At 47.9% G+C, this 21,070-nt stretch carries 16 protein-coding genes; 9 read left to right on the top strand and 7 right to left on the bottom strand.

The window, feature by feature from the left end; translation table 11 throughout:
* Positions 1-302 precede the first annotated feature (302 nt).
* Together Q9R46_RS17740 and Q9R46_RS17735 are read right to left on the bottom strand one after the other, a co-directional pair.
* Positions 303-851, bottom strand: a complete 549-nt coding sequence (locus tag Q9R46_RS17740) for a GNAT family N-acetyltransferase (protein ID WP_090924183.1) — start codon at positions 849-851, stop codon at positions 303-305.
* Between the two features lie 34 nt (positions 852-885).
* Entirely contained in the window at positions 886-1,143 is a 258-nt protein-coding gene (locus Q9R46_RS17735; RefSeq protein ID WP_145334346.1) for a DUF2164 domain-containing protein, read from the bottom strand.
* Positions 1,144-1,425: 282 nt separating this feature from the next.
* On the opposite strand from Q9R46_RS17735, the gene Q9R46_RS17730 reads away from it, so the two are divergent.
* A complete protein-coding gene (locus tag Q9R46_RS17730) occupies positions 1,426-3,198 on the top strand; it encodes a glutamine--tRNA ligase/YqeY domain fusion protein (protein WP_311281127.1) in 1,773 nt (590 codons plus the stop codon).
* An 814-nt stretch (positions 3,199-4,012) separates the two neighbouring features.
* Here Q9R46_RS17730 and Q9R46_RS17725 read toward each other — a convergent pair.
* Positions 4,013-5,251, bottom strand: a complete 1,239-nt coding sequence (locus Q9R46_RS17725; protein ID WP_145334350.1) for an MFS transporter — start codon at positions 5,249-5,251, stop codon at positions 4,013-4,015.
* 196 nt (positions 5,252-5,447) lie between these two features.
* Here Q9R46_RS17725 and mobA point away from each other — a divergent pair, with 196 nt between their 5' ends.
* Positions 5,448-6,092 carry a molybdenum cofactor guanylyltransferase gene (mobA, locus tag Q9R46_RS17720; protein ID WP_311281126.1) on the top strand — a complete coding sequence of 215 codons (645 nt, stop codon included), beginning with the start codon at positions 5,448-5,450 and terminating at the stop codon, positions 6,090-6,092.
* Here mobA and Q9R46_RS17715 read toward each other — a convergent pair.
* On the bottom strand, positions 6,062-7,033 hold the full coding sequence (locus Q9R46_RS17715) for an AraC family transcriptional regulator (RefSeq protein ID WP_311281125.1): 972 nt from the start codon (positions 7,031-7,033) through the stop codon (positions 6,062-6,064). The two genes, mobA and Q9R46_RS17715, sit on opposite strands and share 31 nt — an antisense overlap.
* A gap of 463 nt (positions 7,034-7,496) precedes the next feature.
* Between Q9R46_RS17715 and Q9R46_RS17710 the strand changes: the two genes are divergently transcribed.
* The 6 genes from Q9R46_RS17710 (at position 7,497) to Q9R46_RS17685 (ending at position 16,069) form a co-directional block, all read left to right on the top strand.
* Positions 7,497-9,503 (top strand): beta-galactosidase, encoded by a 2,007-nt coding sequence (locus Q9R46_RS17710; protein ID WP_311281124.1) that lies wholly within the window; start codon positions 7,497-7,499, stop codon positions 9,501-9,503.
* A gap of 287 nt (positions 9,504-9,790) precedes the next feature.
* Positions 9,791-11,587: a sensor histidine kinase gene (locus Q9R46_RS17705; RefSeq protein ID WP_311281123.1), complete on the top strand. Its 1,797-nt coding sequence runs from the start codon at positions 9,791-9,793 to the stop codon at positions 11,585-11,587.
* A complete protein-coding gene (locus Q9R46_RS17700) occupies positions 11,584-12,684 on the top strand; it encodes a response regulator transcription factor (RefSeq protein ID WP_311281122.1) in 1,101 nt (366 codons plus the stop codon). Before Q9R46_RS17705 ends, Q9R46_RS17700 begins: the two co-directional genes overlap by 4 nt.
* A gap of 141 nt (positions 12,685-12,825) precedes the next feature.
* Positions 12,826-14,106 carry an ABC transporter substrate-binding protein gene (locus Q9R46_RS17695; protein WP_311281121.1) on the top strand — a complete coding sequence of 427 codons (1,281 nt, stop codon included), beginning with the start codon at positions 12,826-12,828 and terminating at the stop codon, positions 14,104-14,106.
* Positions 14,107-14,360: 254 nt separating this feature from the next.
* On the top strand, positions 14,361-15,245 hold the full coding sequence (locus tag Q9R46_RS17690) for a carbohydrate ABC transporter permease (protein WP_145334358.1): 885 nt from the start codon (positions 14,361-14,363) through the stop codon (positions 15,243-15,245).
* The gene (locus Q9R46_RS17685) at positions 15,242-16,069 is read left to right on the top strand and encodes a carbohydrate ABC transporter permease (RefSeq protein WP_090922754.1); all 828 of its coding nucleotides are present in this window, start codon (positions 15,242-15,244) and stop codon (positions 16,067-16,069) included. Before Q9R46_RS17690 ends, Q9R46_RS17685 begins: the two co-directional genes overlap by 4 nt.
* 225 nt (positions 16,070-16,294) lie before the next feature.
* Here Q9R46_RS17685 and Q9R46_RS17680 read toward each other — a convergent pair whose 3' ends face one another.
* Complete coding sequence (locus Q9R46_RS17680; RefSeq protein ID WP_311281120.1) at positions 16,295-17,812, bottom strand: aminotransferase-like domain-containing protein; 1,518 nt, start codon at positions 17,810-17,812, stop codon at positions 16,295-16,297.
* 234 nt (positions 17,813-18,046) lie between these two features.
* Between Q9R46_RS17680 and Q9R46_RS17675 the strand changes: the two genes are divergently transcribed.
* Positions 18,047-18,655 (top strand): LysE/ArgO family amino acid transporter, encoded by a 609-nt coding sequence (locus Q9R46_RS17675; RefSeq protein ID WP_311281119.1) that lies wholly within the window; start codon positions 18,047-18,049, stop codon positions 18,653-18,655.
* A 169-nt stretch (positions 18,656-18,824) separates the two neighbouring features.
* On the opposite strand, the gene Q9R46_RS17670 is transcribed toward Q9R46_RS17675, so the two are convergent.
* Positions 18,825-19,661 carry a methyl-accepting chemotaxis protein gene (locus tag Q9R46_RS17670; protein WP_311281118.1) on the bottom strand — a complete coding sequence of 279 codons (837 nt, stop codon included), beginning with the start codon at positions 19,659-19,661 and terminating at the stop codon, positions 18,825-18,827.
* Between the two features lie 274 nt (positions 19,662-19,935).
* Positions 19,936-20,937, bottom strand: a complete 1,002-nt coding sequence (gene moaA / locus Q9R46_RS17665; protein WP_145334366.1) for a GTP 3',8-cyclase MoaA — start codon at positions 20,935-20,937, stop codon at positions 19,936-19,938.
* Between the last annotated feature and the right edge of the window lie 133 nt (positions 20,938-21,070).

Raw genomic sequence — 21,070 nt, 5'->3', positions numbered from 1 at the left:
ATCCTTCTTCCTTGAATAGAGTTTGTGGTTATACAGCCACAACGCTATCTTAGGCACCGAGCATGAAGCAGAGATGAGTTCAACCTTAAGGAGAAGTAAAAAATGGCGTATTAACCACAATTACCCCTCATCTATGGGACAGGTGCTGTCACAGACGAAGGGCAAGCGGATTAGGATGATAAGCTATTTCAGTGTAATCGAGTGTATTTCGAATATACGTATATACTTCGGTTGATCGTGATGTGAATTTGTTTATGAAAATATTATATCAGTCCGTTTGATGTCCATTATGTAAGGCTGTGTTATCGCAAAAGTTCCCATTCATGCTGTAACATGCCGTATACCGCATGATTGACGTATCCTTTAGGCAGCTTTTCCGCCTGGCGAATGACACCTTCAAGCACAAAGCCGAGGCGTTCCGGAATGGCACGGCTACGTTTGTTGTTGGTGGCGCAGCGAATCTCGACCCGATTCAGATCCAGTGTCACAAGGGCATAATCTACAAGGACACGGCAGGCACTGGTCATCAGGCCTTGTCCTTCGAACCCTTTGCCAAGCCAGTATCCGATGCTTACCGAACGGCTTGTCCAGTTGATCTCGTGGAAACCGATGATACCTGCCAGTTCTCCCTTTAACCAGATGCCGGCTGTGAAGCCGCCGTTCTCCGCAGCTTGTTTTAACGCGTTTGTGATAAAGCTCGATGTATGTTCAATGTCGGTCACCTGATCTACCCAAGGCAGCCAATGTCTCAGCTGATCCCGGGAACGGTCTGTCAGTTCAAACAGCGGTTTGGTGTGCTCCATCAAAAGCGGGCGAAGCTCTGTATATTCATCCAATGAATAGGTAAACATGATTGCAACCTTCTTTCTTTATATAATAGGTAGATTAGCGGGGAGACCGGGGCAATTTGCGCTCCAGGGCGAACAGATCCTCTTCCATGGAGGCCATGCGCTGGTTTACCGTTGTGCGTGCGTCACTGAGCGCCTGATTATATATGTAGGGAGCAAGCTGTGTCATAAACAGATCGAGGACGCCCCATGCCGCCAGATCGCCCAATTCTTCGCCGCGTTCCTCTTCAAAATACGACTGGATCGTGCGAATGGCTTCGTCCTGCTGTTCTTTGGTCAGTTTAAGCGCGTTCACTTGGGAAACCCTCCCTTAAAATTAGTTTTACCCATATGCTACATGATTCGTGCGAACTCGTCAAAATGGTATTGGGCCTAACTTGAATCGGGTGGCGTATGCGTTTAATCCCGATTTTGATGCTGTTATTTATTGAACTCCTTCCCCGTAAAAGGTATATTTAAATGAAACGCGTACGAAACTTTCCATGAAAGAAGATATTTTCAGGAAATGGTTTCGTCATTAAGGAAGTTTACCCGGAATTGCTGTACTATTGTACTTTTTGCAAGCTCCAATCCATTCATGAAAGGTTTGATAACTGTGGACAACCGATTCACGACCCCACCTAACTTTATTAAAAATATCATTACCGAAGACCTCCGGTCGGGCAAAGTCCAGGAAGTTATTACCCGTTTTCCACCGGAACCGAACGGTTATCTGCATATTGGTCACGCGAAGGCGATCTGGATTAACTTTACGCTGGGCGGCGAGTTCGGCGGCAAGACAAACCTGCGCTTTGATGACACGAACCCGGTGAAGGAAGACGTGGAGTACGTGAACTCCATCCAGGAAGACGTGAAATGGCTCGGATACGAGTGGAACGAGAAACGTTTTGCCTCGGATTATTTCGATGAGATGTACAACCGTGCGGTCTTGCTTATTGAAAAAGGTAAAGCCTATGTCGACGACCAAAGCGCCGACGAAATCCGTCAAATGCGCGGAACGCTAACCGAGCCGGGCAAAAACAGCCCGTACCGCGAGCGTTCGGTAGAAGAGAATCTCGACCTGTTCACACGTATGCGTGCAGGCGAATTCAAGAACGGGGAAAAGGTGCTGCGCGCCAAGATTGATATGGCTTCGCCTAACATCAACCTGCGTGATCCGGTCATCTACCGTATCTCTCACGCACACCACCATAATACGGGCGACAAATGGTGCATCTATCCAATGTACGCTTTTGCACATCCGCTTGAAGATGCCATTGAAGGCGTAACTCACTCCCTGTGTTCCCTGGAGTTTGAGGATCAACGTCCGTTCTATGATTGGGTTATCGCGGAATGTGAGATGGAAAGCCAGCCGCATCAATACGAATTTGGCCGCCTGAACTTGTCCCAGATGGTAACGAGCAAACGTAAACTGAAACTGCTTGTGGATGAGGGCCACGTGGATGGCTGGGATGATCCGCGCATGCCAACGATCTCGGGTCTGCGTCGCCGGGGTTACACACCGGAAGCGATTCGTGATTTTGTATTCGAAACAGGCATTTCCAAGAGCCAAGGCGTGATCGATCTGCAAACGCTGGAGCACTTTGTTCGTGAGGATCTGAAACTGAAAGCTCCTCGCACGATGGCAGTGCTGCATCCGCTCAAAGTGGTCATCACCAACTATCCTGAGGGACAAGTGGAGTGGCTGGAAGCCGAGAATAACGTGGAAAATCCGGAGATGGGCAACCGCCAAATTCCGTTCTCGCGTGAGATTTATATCGAGCAAGACGACTTTATGGAAAATCCGCCGAACAAATACTTCCGTTTGTTCCCTGGCAACGAAGTTCGTTTGAAACATGCCTATTTCATTAAATGTAATGACGTGATCAAGGATGCGGACGGCAATGTTGTTGAGATCCATTGCACCTATGATGTAGAAACAAAAAGTGGCAGCGGCTTTACGGGGCGTAAAGTGAAAGGTACGATTCACTGGGTAGAGGCAACTCAAGCGGTACCCGCAGAATTCCGTTTGTACGAGCCTTTGATTTCGGCAGAAGCACCGGAAGCAGAAGCGGAGGCCGAGGTGGTTGCCGCTGTAGCAGGGGCTGAGATTGAAGCGGATGTGACTGGCGCTGGAGCAGAGACGGCTGAGCAACCGGAAAAAACATTCCTGGATCAGTTGAACCCGAACTCGCTGGAGATCGTTCACGGCTTCGTGGAGCAGGAGATGAAAGAAGCTAAACCTCAGGACAAGTTCCAATTTTTCCGTCACGGCTACTTCAGCGTCGATCCGAAGCACTCCGAGCCAGGCCGTCCAGTGTTCAACCGTGTCGTATCGCTGAAAAGCTCATTCCAATTGCCGAAGGCATAAGGTAGATACGCGAGGGTAGGAGGATCGGGTAGACATACGAAAGTGTGAGAGACGCACAAGAGCATGAGATAGACGTATAAAAGCATGAGATAGATGGAAATAGTAACATGAGACAGAGCTGGTGGGTGAACCCACGTTAACCATGACGTTAATTCACCCGTCGAATGCTTGAAGGGTTTGGTTAGAGCACGAAGTTTCGAGACTGCCAAGCTGCATAAGCTGCATAAGCATTAAAAGGGGCGTTCCTTCATCCTTAAGATGACGGGACGCCCTTCTTTGTTTTTTGATATAGCGGGATGTCTTCCTTGGTAGTATGCATATTACTCTAACGATCACAGGGAACGCTATTTGCCTACTATTCGGCACTTCTGAATTCTAACGATCCGTACGGAGCTTATTTCCTGAAAATGTAGTCTTTTCACTCTGTTTTCCCCGGTTTGAATGGAAATAAGGCTTCTGGTGATCGTTAGAATATGAAATGACTAAAAATCGCACAAATAAGCTTTGTGGTGATCGTTAGCGGTTAGCCGCGAGAGTTACCACTAATTTTTACAGGAATGCTCGGTTTTCCGCAGGGACCAATACGCTAGAACGGGAAGCTTCTTTTGTTCAATGACTTCTCAACTACATCCTCCATCTACTTACTCCATCTACTTACCTCATCTACTTACCTCAACTGCTTCCTCCAACTACTCACTTTATCCAGTTACCTCATCCAATTACTTCATCTACTGAACTCATGTTGCTCGTACTGCATGCAATTCCCAGCACGTAGTGCTCTGCTTCATGCGAGGGTGTTCAGCCACATCCCCACTTACTTGTCTTCATCCATATTGCCCATCTCGGTCAGCACTGTTGGCTGGTATCCATTACGACGGTTCCACAGCCACATAATAGCAAAGCCAGCTGCGCCGATGAGGGAAAAGAAGACACCGATGCTGTACATCACCTCTGCCCCGAAGCTCTGGAATAGCCAGCCGCCAAACAGACCGGCAATGACGCCGGATAGACCGCCCCACGCCATCGTATACACCGCTTGCCCGGAGGAGCGGTAGGGTCTTGGAATAAACAGCATTGTCAGTTGTGTGCCCACATAGAAATAACCGCCGAAGGTGACCGAGTGCATGAGCTGAATAAAGACAACCTCCATCGGGTTGTTAGCGAGCGCCATGAGCTGCCAGCGAAGGGCAAACAGCAGACTAATCAGAATCAGAGAGCCCAGCAGTATACTCATTTTGCGTTTCAGTAACCGATCCAGCAACAGGAACACACCCACTTCAAGAATAGAGGATGTGAAAATGGCCCAGCCGACCATCTGTTTGTCGCCGCCCATCTCTACGATATAAAGAGACATAAATGTACTGTTCATGGCATTGGGGACCGAAACGAGCACACCAAGACCGATAAAAATCATGAAATACGGATTGAACATCACTTTGCCGAACCGCCGGAACGTCACGATCGGGGTATCGGAAGCAATGGGCTGCCTTGGCAAGAGTACAGAAAATATAAACGCTACAGCAATCATACATGCAAAAATAATGGATACACTGCTCACGCCAAAACGGTCAATAACCGGCCCGGCAGCAACTGCAGTCAGCGCCCAACCCAGAGAGCCCCAGAGCCGAAATGATCCGAACTTCTGACCTGTACCGTCGATATAACCGAGAATCAGACTGTTGGTCTGAGCAAATAACGGACTTTGGAAAAAATAAAAGAAAATCATGGCTACATAGATCCAGGCATATGAGGGCGCGTAAAATACACCCTGTGCAAGCACAAAGGTGCCTCCCATCATCATCATTAGCACAATGCGGATATTGCGCGACTTATCGCTCCAGAACCCCCAGAACGGATTGGCAAACAGAGATACAAAAGGGCCGATGGCCATGAGGCTGCCGATCTCCAGTTTGGTCATACCAATCTCTTGAAGATAGAGCTGCAGGAATCCGGCAAAGATCGAAATGGCTCCGTAGATGAAAAAGTTATATAGTTTCAGAGAGGTCAGCGAGGAGGTGCCTCTCACAGGTGCAAATCTGTCCAAATGAGCCATTCCTTTCCGAATCGAATCATATTGTTCAATGTATCATTTGTTGAAAGGGGATTCAACGTATAGAATATATGAATTAAAGGTGTATCCTAATCCAGAACGAATGCAACGAAACGTATGTATGGATCTGTGCTCTATGAGTTCCGTATAAATTTAGAGTGATATATAAATCAGGTTCTTACGGGAAAAGGAGAGTGCTATGGACGCTAAAAAATGGACAGGCATTATATTGGCCGGCGGACAGTCTAGCCGAATGGGAGCGAACAAAGCACTGCTCGAACTGAATGGTTCAGCCGTGTTAACTCATACAAGTAATGCGATCAGGCCCGCCGTATCCCGAATTATAGTGGCAACAGGTTCGGACGAAGCCATATACAACGCACTGGGGGATGAGGATTTCGAATGCGTAAAGGATGTTTACCCGGGCAAGGGGCCGCTTGCTGGTCTCCACGCAGCACTCAGTGCCTCCCACACAGAGTGGAATCTGGTTAGTGCCTGCGATATGCCGCTTCTGCAAACCTCTTTTTTCAGTGGAATGAAGATACTCACAGAGCAGTATTCTACAAGCAACGCCATCGTTCCGCGAATAGAAGGACGCATTCATCCCCTTGCAGGGGTTTACCATAGGCGTGTACTTCCCGAGCTGGAGCAGTGTCTTATTCATGATCGGTTGCGTGTCATTCGCTGGCTGGAAGAGATCGGTTGCCATTTTGCCGAAATAAGCGAACTGGAGCACGTGGGTATTGGTCATGCCGCACTACAATTGAGCAATATGAATACTCCCGATGAATTCGAAAATATACGATTTCGTCTTCAGCGCTCCGGGTTTTCTTCTGAACGTTGAGCAACGGGATTCCGGCTATTCTCTGCATGTTGATTTCGATAGAGAAGAGGGCTTTGGCCTGTCCAGCGTTTGAATTGTCTGCTGAAATGAGACAAATGGGTGTAACCCAGTTTTATGGCAATCTCCCCAAGCGAAAGATCAGGTTGCTCGATCAGCATCTTGGCCTCCTGTAGTTTCAGGCTGGACAGGTAGGCTCGCGGAGAATGACCAAATACTTTGCGGAAAACCTGTAGACCATATCCTGGACTGATGCCAAACGATGCAATGACCTGCTCGACTTTGATCGAAGAAACATTGCTATCCCGTGATCGTAACTGGGCATGGAAGGCCTGTTTGATCGCTTCGGCGATCGCTCCTGCGTAATGCATGGCTGTCGGAGCAGGAGCATGAGCAGCATCAACCGGAATGGTGGATTCCGGGGCATTCTCCGCTACCTGAGATAACAGCGCAAACAGTTCAAACATCCGTGCTTGCATGAGTAATTTGTCTGTGGACGAATAAGCCTCGGCCATATTAATCATGCTCATCCAGCTTTCAAGCACGGCTCTTATTTTCATATTATCTCCCGTACCGGCGGCATAGATTCTGCTACGCTGGGACATGAGTTTTAGGGTGAATACCGGATCATCCACGTTAAAATGTGCGCTAAAATAGGTCATGCCTTCCGCAGAGATGCATGCATTGGTATGTTTGAATCCGGGCGGAATGAGCAGAATAGAGCCCTCGTCCACCGTATACGTGTAGCCATGAATCACACTCTCCTGCGTCCCTTGAATGATCAGAATGATCTCAAAGCCCGGATGTGTCTCCTCAGGCATGCCCCACCCATGGGGAACTTGCTGGCTATGAGCGCCATAGAATTTGATGTTACAATCGATAATCGGAAGCCAGTGTGCCAGCGTATGGTAGGGCATCTCTCGAAGATGCGAACGGTTATCCATGACATTCACCTCGGAAAAGGGTAAAAAATACTCGCCTTGTGCCATCGGCACTATGCATGTACTTCATTATAATCAGTTTAACGCAAACATCCTAATATCAACGTATATCCTGATGATATCAACAGACACTGTACAAATGACATAGCGATACTAACATTAATGTAAACGCTAACATTAATGGCGGGAACGTGTCAAATTGCCAATAACGTTATATAAGTTAAACAACTCATTGCACAGAAACGGAGAGGACAGAACAAACCTGGAGAAGCGAAGCGGTCGCTTACAAGATTTCTGAAAGAAAGCTACTTCGAAAGCATACGCTTATCACCGGATTTTACCCTTGAGAAAGTGGAATAAAAAAATCTGGGGATAAGGGCGAATGGAAGGTTATTCTGTCATTGTAGTGGACGTGCAAATAGGAGGGGTTTCTCTTATATAAACCTCACTCAAAGGAGACTATTTCATGGACAAATTATTATACGGCGTTGCCTATTATGATGAATATATGCCATATGAGAGACTGGACAAGGACATTCAGATGATGAAGGATGCCGGCATCAATGTCGTGCGTATCGCTGAATCGACATGGAGTACGCATGAACCGCAAAACGGCGTGTTTGATTTCACTTCCGTAGATCGGGTGCTGGATGCGATGCATGCGGCCGGAATTCATGTCATTGTGGGCACGCCTACGTATGCTGTTCCGACGTGGATGGTGAAGGAGCACCCGGACGTGCTGGCAACAACAGCACAAGGCCCTGGGAAATATGGGGCAAGACAAATTATGGACATCACGCATCCAACGTATCTGTTTTATGCAGAGCGCATTATCCGCAAGCTGATCTCACGTGTGAGTAAGCATCCAGCGGTTATCGGTTATCAGACAGACAATGAAACGAAACACTACAACACAGCTGGAGACAATGTGCAGTTACAGTTTGTTAAATCTATGCGGAACAAGTTCAGTTCTCTGGACGAGTTGAACAAGGAATTTGGGCTGGACTACTGGAGTAACCGCATCAACAGCTGGGAAGACTTTCCTTCCGTTGTGGGTACCATTAACGGTAGCCTTGGGGCTGAGTTTGCCAAGTTTCAGCGTCAATTAGTTACGGATTTCCTGGCGTGGCAAGTTGGGATTGTGAATGAGTACAAACAGGATGGCCAGTTTGTTACCCAGAACTTTGACTTTGAATGGCGGGGGTATTCCTACGGCATTCAGGGGGATGTGGATCATTTTGCGGCATCCCGGCCTTTTGACATCACCAGTGTAGATATCTATCATCCTTCCCAAGACGAGTTAACCGGAATTGAAATTTCGTTCGGAGGAGATGTGGCGCGTTCCACGAAACAATCGAATTATCTGGTCCTGGAGACTGAAGCGCAGGCATTCTGGCATTGGGTTCCTTATCCGGGCCAGTTGCGATTACAGGCCTTTAGCCATTTGGCTTCAGGTGCGAATATGGTCGCGTATTGGCATTGGCACTCGCTTCACAATTCGTTTGAAACCTACTGGAAAGGCCTGCTGAGCCATGATTTTGAACCGAATCCGGTGTATAACGAAGCGCAGACAATTGGTCGAAATTTTGCTCGCCTGAGTCCCAAGCTGGTGAATCTGAAGAAAACAAATCGGGTGGCTGTGCTTTTCAGTAACGAGGCGTTGACCTCCATCAATTGGTTTGGCTTTAACTTTACCAGTGACAAGAACTACAACGACGTTGTGCGCTGGATGTACGATGAGCTGTATAAAATGAACATTGGTTGCGATCTGATCGATCCTTCCGTTGAGAGTTATGCAGATTATGATGTGCTTGTGGTGCCTGCCCTGTATGCGGCTTCGGACGCATTGCTGGAGAAACTAAATCAATTTGTCCATGACGGCGGACATATCGTGTACTCGTTCAAAAGCGGTTTTGCCAATGAGCACGTCAAAGTTCGCTCTACGCGTCAGCCTGGACTGATCAGTGAAGCGTGTGGGATTAGCTACAACCTGTTTGTTGAGCCGAAGCATGTCCGGCTGCGGGATGATCCGTTTGGCGTAGGTGAAGAGCATAATCAGGTGCACACCTGGATGGAGCTGATTACACCGACGACTGCGGAGGTGCTCGCTTGGTATGATCATCCACACTGGGGAGAATATGCAGCGATCACGCAAAATAACTATGGTAAAGGCAAAGCAACATATGTTGGCTGTTATACAAGTACTGCTGTCATTCGCAAGGTGTTGGAACGTGTGATGAAGGATGCGGATGTATGGGGAGCCGATCAGGAGCTTGCTTTTCCACTCATTGTGAAGACAGGTGTGAACGATCAGGGGCAGAACATTCGCTACTATTTCAACTATTCGGATGAGCCGGTTTCCTTTAAGAATCCGCATAGCGAAGGGACAGAGCTATTATCAGGAGATTCGATTAATGCTGGGCAGGAGATCACGCTGGAACGGTGGGGCGTACGCATTATCGAGCAACACTAGGGAATAATAGTGAAACCTGAAAAGGCGAAGCGATCGTCTAAAAGCTTTCTGCAAGAAAGCTACATCGGAAGCATAGGCTTATCACCGGATTTTCCCTTTTGGAAAAAGGAATCAAAAAAATCCGGGGATAACTGCTACTCTCCAGGTTATTCTGTCATCGGAGTGGCCTGTGTAAAATCTTTAGTTCAATATTTTCTTCATATTTTCCGAAAAAAATAACAAGACATTGCGCCCTCGGCTTTGATGCCGGGGCGTTTGTCTTATTTTGGCTCAGGAGTGGATGCGCTATGTTTAACGAATTCTGCCGTCGGCTGATCGATCCTTTCAAGCGCAGCATTCGTAATAAATTGATACTTACAATGACCCTGGTCGCTGTACTGCCGGTCATAGTGATGACTGCGGTAGCTGCGGAGAATGCGCGTTCCTCCATGGAAGCCGAGATTATGGATACGAACAGGGTCAATATGAATTGGGCCTCCGTCTATTTGGCAGAACAGTTTACCCGCATGAATAATATTATTTATTCCATTCAGATCAGTGATGAGTTGCACCAGTATTTGGCGTTGACTCGGGAAGCACCAGCCTCCAGCCGTTTTGATGAACAAAAGGCTGTTTTTAATATGCTGAACAGTGTGTACTATTCTGCCGGCAATTATGTGTTTGGGGTCGAACTGTACTTGAAGGAGCAGGACACCCTGTTCACCTTCAATTCCATGGAATCCCGAATTAAGACGGTTGCGGATATTCCCCAAGGGTATCATAAGCTATTTGCGGAGCATAAAGATTTTACAATTATCAATGATCCGATAGATTCGCAAAAGTTCCATATGACTCGTAGCATGAACCGCTTTGAGGATCAGGCTCAGATCGGGGCAATCAGTCTGGAGATCAAATGGGCTGAGTTTAATCAGACGCTTGAACTGCTCGACAGCAGGGGAGATTATACCGCCTATATCGGAGACAGTTCAGGTCATCCGGTATATCAGCCGAACTCCTCCATCCAGCCATCGGATGAAGCGTTGAAGCAGCTGAGTGAAACGAAGAATAACGCAGGTTTTATTCGCACAGCACAGGAATATATTTTCTATCACGATATCGAGTCGACAGGGTTACGGGTGATTAAGATCGTACCGGATCATGTCATTAACGAGAGTGCACTGGAAACGATGAAGTATGGACTTGTCGTGGGCGGAGTGGCGACCGTAGTATCTGTAGCTCTGGCGGCACTGGTTGCTTGGCGAACTTCTAAACCTATTGTCAAACTGGCGAATTCCATGAAGGGTATCCAGTTGATCAAGGATCGTAAAGTAGAGCGTAGCGGACGAGTGGATGAGATTGGTTTACTGGAGAAAAATCTGCACGGCATGGCTAGTCGGATCCGGGAACATATCCGGGACAACTATTTGATGAATCTTGAAAAGCAAACAGCCGAACTTAAAGCGTTACAATCCCAGATTCATCCTCATTTTCTACAAAATACACTGCAGATGATCGGCGGCATGGTCTATTCGCAAAAACCGGCAGACAGCTACAAGGTGATTCGGGCTTTAAGCGAAATGTTCCGTTATATTGTACGGGCGCCGGACGGCCTTGTCCCTCTGCAATCTGAACTGGATCAACTGGAGCATTATATGCTGATTCAGAAGCAACGTTTTGCCAGCCGGCTTGAATATAAGCTGGAAATTACGGGAGAACTCCGAGCGTGTTATATTCCGAAGTTATCCTTGCAGCCTATTGTTGAAAATGCATTTTTGCATGGGCTGGAGAAAAAGCCTGGGGAGTGGAAGCTAGGCATCGAAGTGCTCTGTGATCCGCAACAGGGCAGGGTGACCATTCAAATTTGTGATAATGGCATGGGTATGGAGCCGGATAGGCTCGCAGAGATGCAATCGAAACTGGAGCGCATTACGCGGCATACCGATCGGGTATGGAGTTCAGGCACGAGTATTGGACTGCTTAATGCCGCATCACGAATGGTGATGCATTTTGGACCCGATTACGGTATGCGTATGGAAAGTAAACTTGGGCAGGGAACAAAAGTGATCGTAACGATCCCCTGCACGATAGGAGGCGAGTCCTTGTGAGCAAGGAGATCTATAAAGTGTTGCTGGTGGATGATGAGCCGTGGAATCGGGATATTATCCGCAATCTTGGCGAATGGAATGAACTCGGCCTGGTTGTCTGCGGTGAGGCAGAGGATGGAGAACAGGCGATACAGATGGTCAAAGCGTTGCAACCTCATCTTATTATTACGGACATGCGTATGCCCGGATCGGACGGTGTCGAGCTGATGCAGACGCTGAGCAGTCAGTACCCGGAGATTAAGGTCGTTGTGGTAAGCGGTTATGATGATTTTAATTATGCCAAACACGCCCTTCGATATCGTGCAGCTGATTATCTGCTGAAACCGGTCAACCCGGATGAACTAAATGCTACGCTGGCGAAATGTAGTCGTGAACTGGATAAAGCCACTGCGGCACCAGAAGTATGGGAAGCTTATCCGGCTTCATTCGCGGGTGAATTCTCTCTGTTCCAGCAGCAGGCACGTCTGCGCTTTAACGATCTGAACCTGACGAGTCTGCGGGAATGGTTTCATCAATTAGAGCAGAAGCTGGAACAAAACGAGGTTCGCAGACCTCGCCAGCTTGGACGTGCTGTCTATGAGCTGCAGAATATGCTGGACGAGCTATGTATGTCCAATGGGCTGTCCGATCGCCCGAAAGAGGGAGTATTGCCTCCTGCATCAACGCTGGGTTCGATCCGGGCAGCTGTGGAATGGATATCCGCTTCCTATTATCAGGCGCTGGAACAATTAATTGCCCAGCGTAAGTATAAGAACAAACTGAATCTGGAAGATGTGAGGCAGTATATGCAGCAACACTGCATGGAGATGATTACGCTGGAGCAGCTTGCCCAGATCTTTTTTGTCAGTAAGGAATATTTGAGCAAAGCCTTCAAGAAAGAGTATGACGTGAATGTGACCGATTATGTGGTCCAGCTTCGGATGACCAAAGCAAAAGAGTGGGTGATGGATGATCAGATTCCATTCAAACATATAGCCGAGATGACGGGATATGAAGATGTGTCCTACTTCTATCGGGTATTCAAAAAGCACTTCGGTGTGTCACCCGGAGAGATGCGCAAGGGCCAGCATAAGTTATCTAACCCATTCCCCGAATGATTCGTTCGGGGAATGTTGCTTGGATTAAGGTTTAAAATAATCCAATGGAAGAGTCTAATTTTATCCAATGAAGCGCTTACATTTTGCGATATATAATGAGCCTATGAAAGACAAACCAGTCACACCGGGAGGTCATAAGAGATGAAAGTATGGAAAAGCGTTATAAGTGCGGCACTGGTCAGCGTTCTGCTCGCAGGTTGCGGCTCGAATGCAGGCACGGATAATGAACAGAACGAAGTCGCAGCTGGCAGCACCGTGAACCTCAAAGTATTCATTGCTCAACCAAGGCTGAAAGAACATTACGATAAATATATAGAACAGTTCAAGGCCAAAGAAAAAGCAGACAAAAACATCGAGGTGAACGTACAACTGGAGATGCCGCCAGCAGATAATGCGCCTCAGATTTTGAAAACAAGACTAGCGTCCAACGATGCACCAGACGTATTCGCTCTGCACGCAGTGAATGAGATTCCACCTTTCAGCAAAGCCGGATATCTGGAAGATTTGTCTAACCAACCTTTTGTCGATAAATTGCTGGATTCGGTCAAACCTTCGGTAACGGATGCAAGCGGCAAAGTGGTTGCGGTTCCGCTTGAAACCTTGTCATGGGGTTATCTGTACAACAAAGATATCTTCAAGGAACAAGGACTTGAGGTTCCAACGACCTTGACAGAAATGAAAGCGGTTGTAGAGAAGCTGAAAGCAGCTGGCATTACACCGTTTGAGCTTTCTTACAAAGAAGCGTGGGTGCCGCAATTGTTCCTGCCACTCACTGTAGGGGCGCTGACACAGACAGAGCACAAAGACTTCGTGGAAAAAATGAACAAGGACGAAGCTTCCTTCTCGGATATGAAAGCCCTGTTTGATGTGTTCGATCTAGTCAATGCCAACGGAACGGATAAAGCGCTTGAAGTTGGAGCCGATGACGGCGCAGCGGCTTACGCTACAGGCAAAGCGGCGATGTGGATTCAAGGACCGTGGTACGCGGAAACGATTCTGAAGTCCAATCCCGACATTAATTTTGGTGTAGCTCCAATGCCGCTGAACGACAATCCGGATGATACCAAAATCAACCTGAGTACATCCACGTCACTGGCTGTATCGTCATCAAGTAAAAATAAAGAAGTGGCACTCGACTTTGTAAATTACATTCTCGATGACAAGGATTCAAGTGCATTTTATGAAGCACTCAAGTTTAATCCGGTTGCCAAAGTGCATACGTTCAAGAGCTTCCCGTGGGTAGACGACGCCCTGAAATATGTTAACGAAGGCAAAGCTTATCAAGATCCAACGATCCCACAAGCCGTGAAGGATGAATCCGGTAAAGCACTGCAAGGGTACTACTCCGGACAATTGAATCAACAACAGGTGATTGATGCGCTCGACAAGGCGTGGAAGTCCTACAATAAAGTCAACAAATAAGAGCCGGATGTTTAACAGATAAGAATGAATGCTTAACAAGTAAGCGACCGAACGATCAACAAGGTTGAGCTGTAAGAAAGCAGTACCCGCGTTTGTTGGCAAAATCTCGTTTGGTTCCGTATTGAGCTCGGGGTTTTGTCAACAAATGAGCGGTACTTTATTTCGTAACAGTCTCGAAGCAGATGAAACGGCTGGCTGAACGATCATCGTTCCCCCGTTAACCTTCATCCGCTGTGCAAAAAGGGGGAGAAGTTATGGCTACGAATGTGTTCAAAAAGTATCTTTCATTGCTCGCGTTCACAGCGCCAGCCTTTGTAATCTATGCGATATTCCTGCTGTACCCAACGTTTAGCGGGATGTTCTACAGCTTGACGGATTGGAACGGATTAAACCGTGACTACAGCTTTATCGGGCTGGGGAACTTTGTGGAATTGTTCAAGGAAGATCCTGACTTCATCAACTCGCTGTGGTTTACGATGAAATATGTTATTTTTATGCTGATTCTGCAAAATGTCATTGCATTGCTACTCGCCGTGTTCATTGAGTCGCGTACACGCAGTAAAGGGTTGTTCCGCACGTTATTTTTTATGCCCAACATGATCAGTACAATCATCAGTGCATTCATGTGGACGTTCATCTTTTCCCAGGTGTTGCCGCAGCTGGCTGAGAAATTAGCCGTTTCTTTTCTCGACCAACAATGGCTCGGTGATCCGAAGTTCTCCTTCTACTCGATTCTAATCGTATCGCTTTGGAACGGTGTGGGCTATATGATGATCATCTACCTGGCTGCATTGCAGGGTGTACCGAAAAGCCTCAAGGAAGCCGCGGTCATTGACGGCGCAAATGCGTTTCAAGTGCTACGTAACGTCGTACTGCCGATGATTACACATGCGATTACCATCTGTTTCTTCCTGACACTGAACGGTGCATTCAAAGTATTCGAGGTTGTCTATGGATTGACAGGAGGCGGCCCGGGCCGGGCCACACAGGTCATCACCATGAATATTTATGAAGAAGCTTTCTCGAACAACTTCAGATACGGGTACGCAAGTGCCAAATCGGTTGTGTTGTTCATCATCGTACTGATCTTTACACTCATCCAAATCACCGTCATGAAGAGAAAAGAGGTGGAAGCATGAGAATGCAGCGACTGAACAATTACCTGATTCGGCTGTTACTGATTCTCGGCTCTCTGGTAGCCATGCTACCGATCTACATGGCTGTGGTGAACTCGTTCAAAACACAGGGCGAGATGTTCCAATCGTTTATCGCTCTGCCGACCACGCTGCATTGGGAGAACTACACGGATGCGTTTAACAAAATCAATCTGCTCGGCAGCTCGCTGAACTCCGCGATTGTGTCCATTCTGGGTATCGGGGGAATTGTGTTCTGTGCTTCGCTTGCAGGTTACAAGCTGTCACGGACTTCCGGCAGGCTTAGCAATCTAATCTTCTTCATGTTTGTCGCTTCCATGCTGGTGCCGTTCCATTCCATCATGATTCCGCTGACGCGTGTCGCAAAGGGGATGGGGGTGCAAGGAAGCACTTACGGACTGGCTCTGATCTATATCGGACTTGGCGTAAACATGGCGATCTTCCTCTATCACGGGTTTGTGAAGTCCATTCCGCGTGAACTGGAAGAATCGGCTCAGATCGATGGATGTAACGAGTTCCAGACGTTCTTTCAGATTATTTTTCCGCTGCTGCTTCCAATCACGGTGACGATTGCAATTCTGGACTTCCTGTGGATCTGGAATGACTTCCTGTTACCACTATTGATGTTGACAGATGTAAACCGGTATACACTTATCCTGTCTACAAACATGCTGTTTGGTGAGTATAACAAGGAATGGCCGTTAATTCTCTCTTCTCTGGTTTTGACTGCAATTCCGGTTATCCTGATCTACGCATTCTTCCAGAAGTTTATTATGGAGGGAATTGCGGAGGGAGCGGTCAAAGGATAACAGGGCAAAGGAGCTCGTTCCTGGAACCCACCTCTTCACACTTCAGTGTGTATGCTCATGTTTATAGCCTTGAACTACGGATATCCTCCGTTAGTTCAAGGCTATTCTCATTTATCGAAAGACAGAAAAACCAAGGTGAGCATCCCCAATTAACACAAGTTGAGTATCAGAATTGCAAGGAGGGCGGCTATGTATTTTGCCATTTTCTATGCAAAGAGATGTTGCTCACACGCTGGGCTTCATTAGCCTGTGTGCTTCTTGTGCAAGGACAATCAGTCCGCGCTCCATCTCATCTTGCGAGGCATAGGCATAAGAGAGACGGATATGACTCGCATCCATGCGATCATACAGATACCCTGGATGAATGAGTACATCTGCTTCCAGACAGACAGAGAACAACTTGCGGATAGACAAGGTTTCTGCGGTGAAGCGCAACCAGATATAGAAGCCGCCTTCAGGTATCTTCCACTCGGCTATGTCTCGAAGGTAGCGGTGAAGCAACTCCAGCATGAAGTCTCTGCGTCTTCGGAGCTCCGGACGTAGCCGATCCATATGAGTTGCGTGATGGCCATCTGCAAACCATAATGCGGCTGCTTCCTGTGCGAGCGAACTGGTACCGTAATCCGTCTGCATTTTGATATCGGCCAGCCTTCGAATGACGGGCACAGGGCCGACAAGCCAGCCAAGGCGAAGACCTGGACTGACCGCTTTGGAGAGTGTGCCCATATGCAACACCCGACCTTCCTGATCACTTGCCTTGAGTGGAGGAGGTGAAGGGTGATCCAGCCAAAGTTCCTGATAGGCGGCATCCTCCAAGATGGAAATACCGAAACTGCGGGCGAGGGACATCAATTCATCCCGGCGACGGCAACTCATTACGATGCCTGTAGGATTATGGAAACTCGGAATGGTGTACAGTAGCGGGAAAGACTCGCTGTTATTCTCGTCGTTTCCCGTGTGCAACGTATGTATCGCACGTTCTAAGTGCCCCAGATGTAAGCCCTCTCCATCCATGGAAATTCCGCTTAGCTTTAGCCCTGCCGATTGAAAGGCGTGGATGGAATAGAGATACGATGGCTTCTCTAGCAAGACAGCTGATCCACGAGGCAACAGTCCCACAGAGATCAGATGCAGTGCCTGTAGAGATCCCGACACGATCAGGATTGAATCTGGTGAGGCCTGGATGCCACTAGACTGCAAATGTGCGGACAACGCCTCACGGAGCGCCAGACTGCCTTGAGGTTCGATGTAATTCAGCATACGTGTTCGTTTGGACAGGGTCTGGAAGATTCCATTAAACGCATCGTTAGGCATCAGTTCCGGCGCGAGCTCACCTGTACCCAGCCGAATAATGCCCGGCCTGAACTCCGCCTGGTTAATCTGCTGAATCTCGGGCAGATTCGGGTAGTACCAGCCTTCCTGTGCAGCTTCGCTCCAGTTGGGCAAGGCGGTATGGGTCATACTGTGCCAACCGAAACCGGAGACATAGGTTCCTCCTCCGTGCCGGCCTTCAATCATGCCTGCCGCAGTCAGGTTATCCAGAGCGGTGACCAGCGTACTGCGGTTTACACCCATGGATGCTGCCAGTGATCGCTGCGAAGGCAGACGAGTCCCGGCTGACCACTCGCCTGTTGTGATTTTCTGCCGGATATAGGCTTCAATCTGACGATACATAGGCAAATCAAGCGCAGGGTTTGGCTGCCAGTTTCGGCCAGAAGACGTATTGGGATATTGACGTCCCATCAGGTGATTTCACCTCCTGTAGTTATAAAGATAAAGTTGTCGCGTACTTGCTGTCGATCATGTGTCTATGACTGTTGTTAGGATGTACAGAGAAGGAGGGTTCTAAAGAAAGTGTCCGTTATCGTATTTGTATCGTCCACTATACCATTTGGTTGGGTTCTATGCCATCCAAGTGGTTGGTTACGTCTTTCCTGATTTCATTTACGCTGAAGAAAGAGATAAGGGGGATGGACAATGGACGTTTTTATTCATGCCGTGGTGCTGGCATTTGGCTTGATCTTACCGCTGGGTGTTCAGAATGTATTTATTTTTAATCAAGGGTTAACGCAAAAGAAATACCTGTATGCACTGCCAGCTATAATTACAGCAGGGATTAGCGACACGCTGCTGATTGGAGCCGCTGTAGGGGGCATGTCTCTCATATTGGTTCAATGGCCGCTACTCACCCATTTTTTATACGCGGCTGGAAGCCTGTTTTTGCTCTACATGGCTTGGGGACTATGGAAATCATCGGCTTCTTCAGATAAAGCCCCCACTGCGATGTCGGCAGGACGGCAGATTGCTTTTGCCGCTTCGGTGTCTATTCTCAATCCGCATGCCTTGCTGGATACCGTGGCTGTCATTGGTACAAGTTCCATTCAGTATGCAGGGGTGGAGCGTATGTATTTTACAATCACAACAATGGCTGTATCCTGGATTTGGTTTCTGGGGCTTGCCGCTGCAGGCAGCGTAGTTGGCAATCATGACCGCACAGGGTATATACGAATTGTGCTGAACCGCGTATCCGCTTTGATTATGGTTGGAATCGCACTGATGATGTGCTGGAGGCTTTTTAACTCCTAAATCAGGTGTTCAAAGCTCGTGAGCAGGGTGAACCATTGAAAACCAGGGGGTCGTAAAGGCTGGATGAATGTAAGAAGGGGACTTCATTGTACCTACCTACCTACTTGCTAGCACTCGGCATCAAAAAAAGCTCCCCGTCGTAGAATCACGGGAAGCTTGAGGTATTCGTTTATTCTGCTTTTAGCAGCATCGACTCAATGAACACTTTAAGATCCTGGCTTGTTGCGTTCAGGTGGTCAATGATCTCGCTGAACTCCGTTACAAGTTCAGACTGTGCGTTGCTGGACTGTGCAATAGAATTAATCTCCTGTTCCATCTGCTGAATGGAGGACTGCACATCCTTGAGAGAGCGTTCAATATTCACCGTCGCCTCTTTGGTTCCGGTGGACAATTTACGCACTTCAGCTGCAACTACGCCGAACCCGGCACCTGCCGCGCCCGCACGCGCGGCTTCAATGGCTGCATTCAGGCCAAGCAAATTCGTCTGTTCCGATACTTCACGAATAAATACGGCAACTTTATTGACCTCACCGGAGTTCTTCACAGCGAGTCGTGTGTTGTCCAGAATCTGTGTCGACGAAGCAGTCAACTGCTCGGACTGTGCAGCAACGGTCTGCACCATGTCTGATAGCCTGCCACTGATACCTGTAATCAGATCGGTAAAGTACTCCAGCTTTTCTTCGTTTTGAAGTGAAAAACCTATAGCCAGCGTGCCTGCAATCTTTCCTTCCTCATCATAGAGCGGCGTAGCGGCTGAATTAATGGCCGTACCATAAAATTTGGCGTCAATGCGATTGGCGGAAGTTTCTCCATTCACGAGTGCACGGCGCAAGGTCGGGTCTTCAAGGGAGATGGGATCTCCAGCTTTGATGCCAAGATCAAGCTCGTTGCTGGGAACGTAATACCAGAACTTCTCGGTATCTGTAACGGCAATCATGATATCGTGTTCTTTCAGCATAATTTTAAAATAAGGACTTGCTGCAACGAGTGCTTCTACGATGTTCAATAAGGTCAGCTCCTGTAGTGTGTGTGTATATCATCTGGGTGTATACTATACATCGTCAGATCGATTAGCAAAATTTAGGCCTGAAAAGGGCATAACGTCTATTACATCTTTTTTAAGCATTTGAATCAAAGGAAGAGAAATATGTCGCTGATATAGGCTTTTCATCATCAAACAACACAAAAAACAGACTGGAACGTGAGGTTCTCGCCTGTTTTGTTCATGAATCCTAATGAGTACAGCGATTGTTTAAACTAGATGGCGTTATGTTTTCCTGCTATCCACCAATCTGTGACATGCGTCGCACTGTAGGCGTGTGGGATTGCATTTTTTTCTCCAGTGCCAGCGCCATTTCATGATTTTTCGGTTTGGTACCGAGTGCTTTCAGGAAAAGTGCGGCCATCGCGTCGGGATCATCTACATAGCGGCGAACATTGTACTCATCTGACCAATACAGACAAGCCTTGATATGGCCGTCCGCTGTAAGGCGTAGCCGATTACAGTTATCACAGAAATGGTCACTGACCGGATGAATAAGACCAAATGTGCCTTGGGAGCCTGCGATTTTCATATTACGTGATGGGCCATTCCCGGCAGGGCCTTCGGTATTCTCGACCGTCCAGCCAGCTTCGGCGCATACATCCGTCACGGCCTCCAGCGGCAGATACGATTGGCGCCAGGAGTCGGAAGCCTGCCCGATGGGCATGTATTCAATGAATCGCACATGTAGCGGCTGATCGATCGTCATAGCGATGAAATCCTTAATTTCATCATCATTAATGCCTTTCATGAGCACGACATTCAGCTTGATCGGTGCCAGGCCCACTGCAGTGGCTGCTTCGATACCCTTCAGCACCTTATTCACATCTCCACCACGTGTGATCATAGAGAATCGGTCAGCATGCAGGGAGTCCAGGCTAATATTAATGCGGTTCAGCCCCGCATCCTTCAAAGCCTGAGCCTGTTTGTCCAGCAACAAGGCATTCGTGGTCAATGCAATGTCTTCGATGCCATCGATGGCAGAGATCATGCCCACAAGTTTATGCAAATCCTTACGCACCAGTGGTTCTCCCCCCGTGAGCCGAACCTTGCGCATGCCCATCGGGGCGAGCACTTTCAGGACTTCCGTAATTTCTTCATAACTCATAATTTCGTCATGCGGAGCAAACTCCATGCCTTCCGCGGGCATACAGTAGACACAACGCAGATTGCAGCGGTCCGTAACGGAAATACGGATGTAGTCATGTATGCGGCCAAATGAATCCTGAAGCAGTTCCATGCAGACCACCCTTTCAACGGTTCAGATTGGAAATCTTCTATAGAAAATGATACGACAATTGTAAAAGCAACAGTTGCATCAAATTTTAGCTATTTCTCCAATCCGCGTCAATGATGACGTCCCGTGATAGCAA

Source organism: Paenibacillus sp. RRE4, from assembly GCF_031844205.1.
Lineage (GTDB): Bacteria > Bacillota > Bacilli > Paenibacillales > Paenibacillaceae > Paenibacillus > Paenibacillus xylanexedens_B.
Note: the sequence above shows the minus strand (reverse complement) of the source record. Positions and strands in the feature narration are given on the sequence as shown.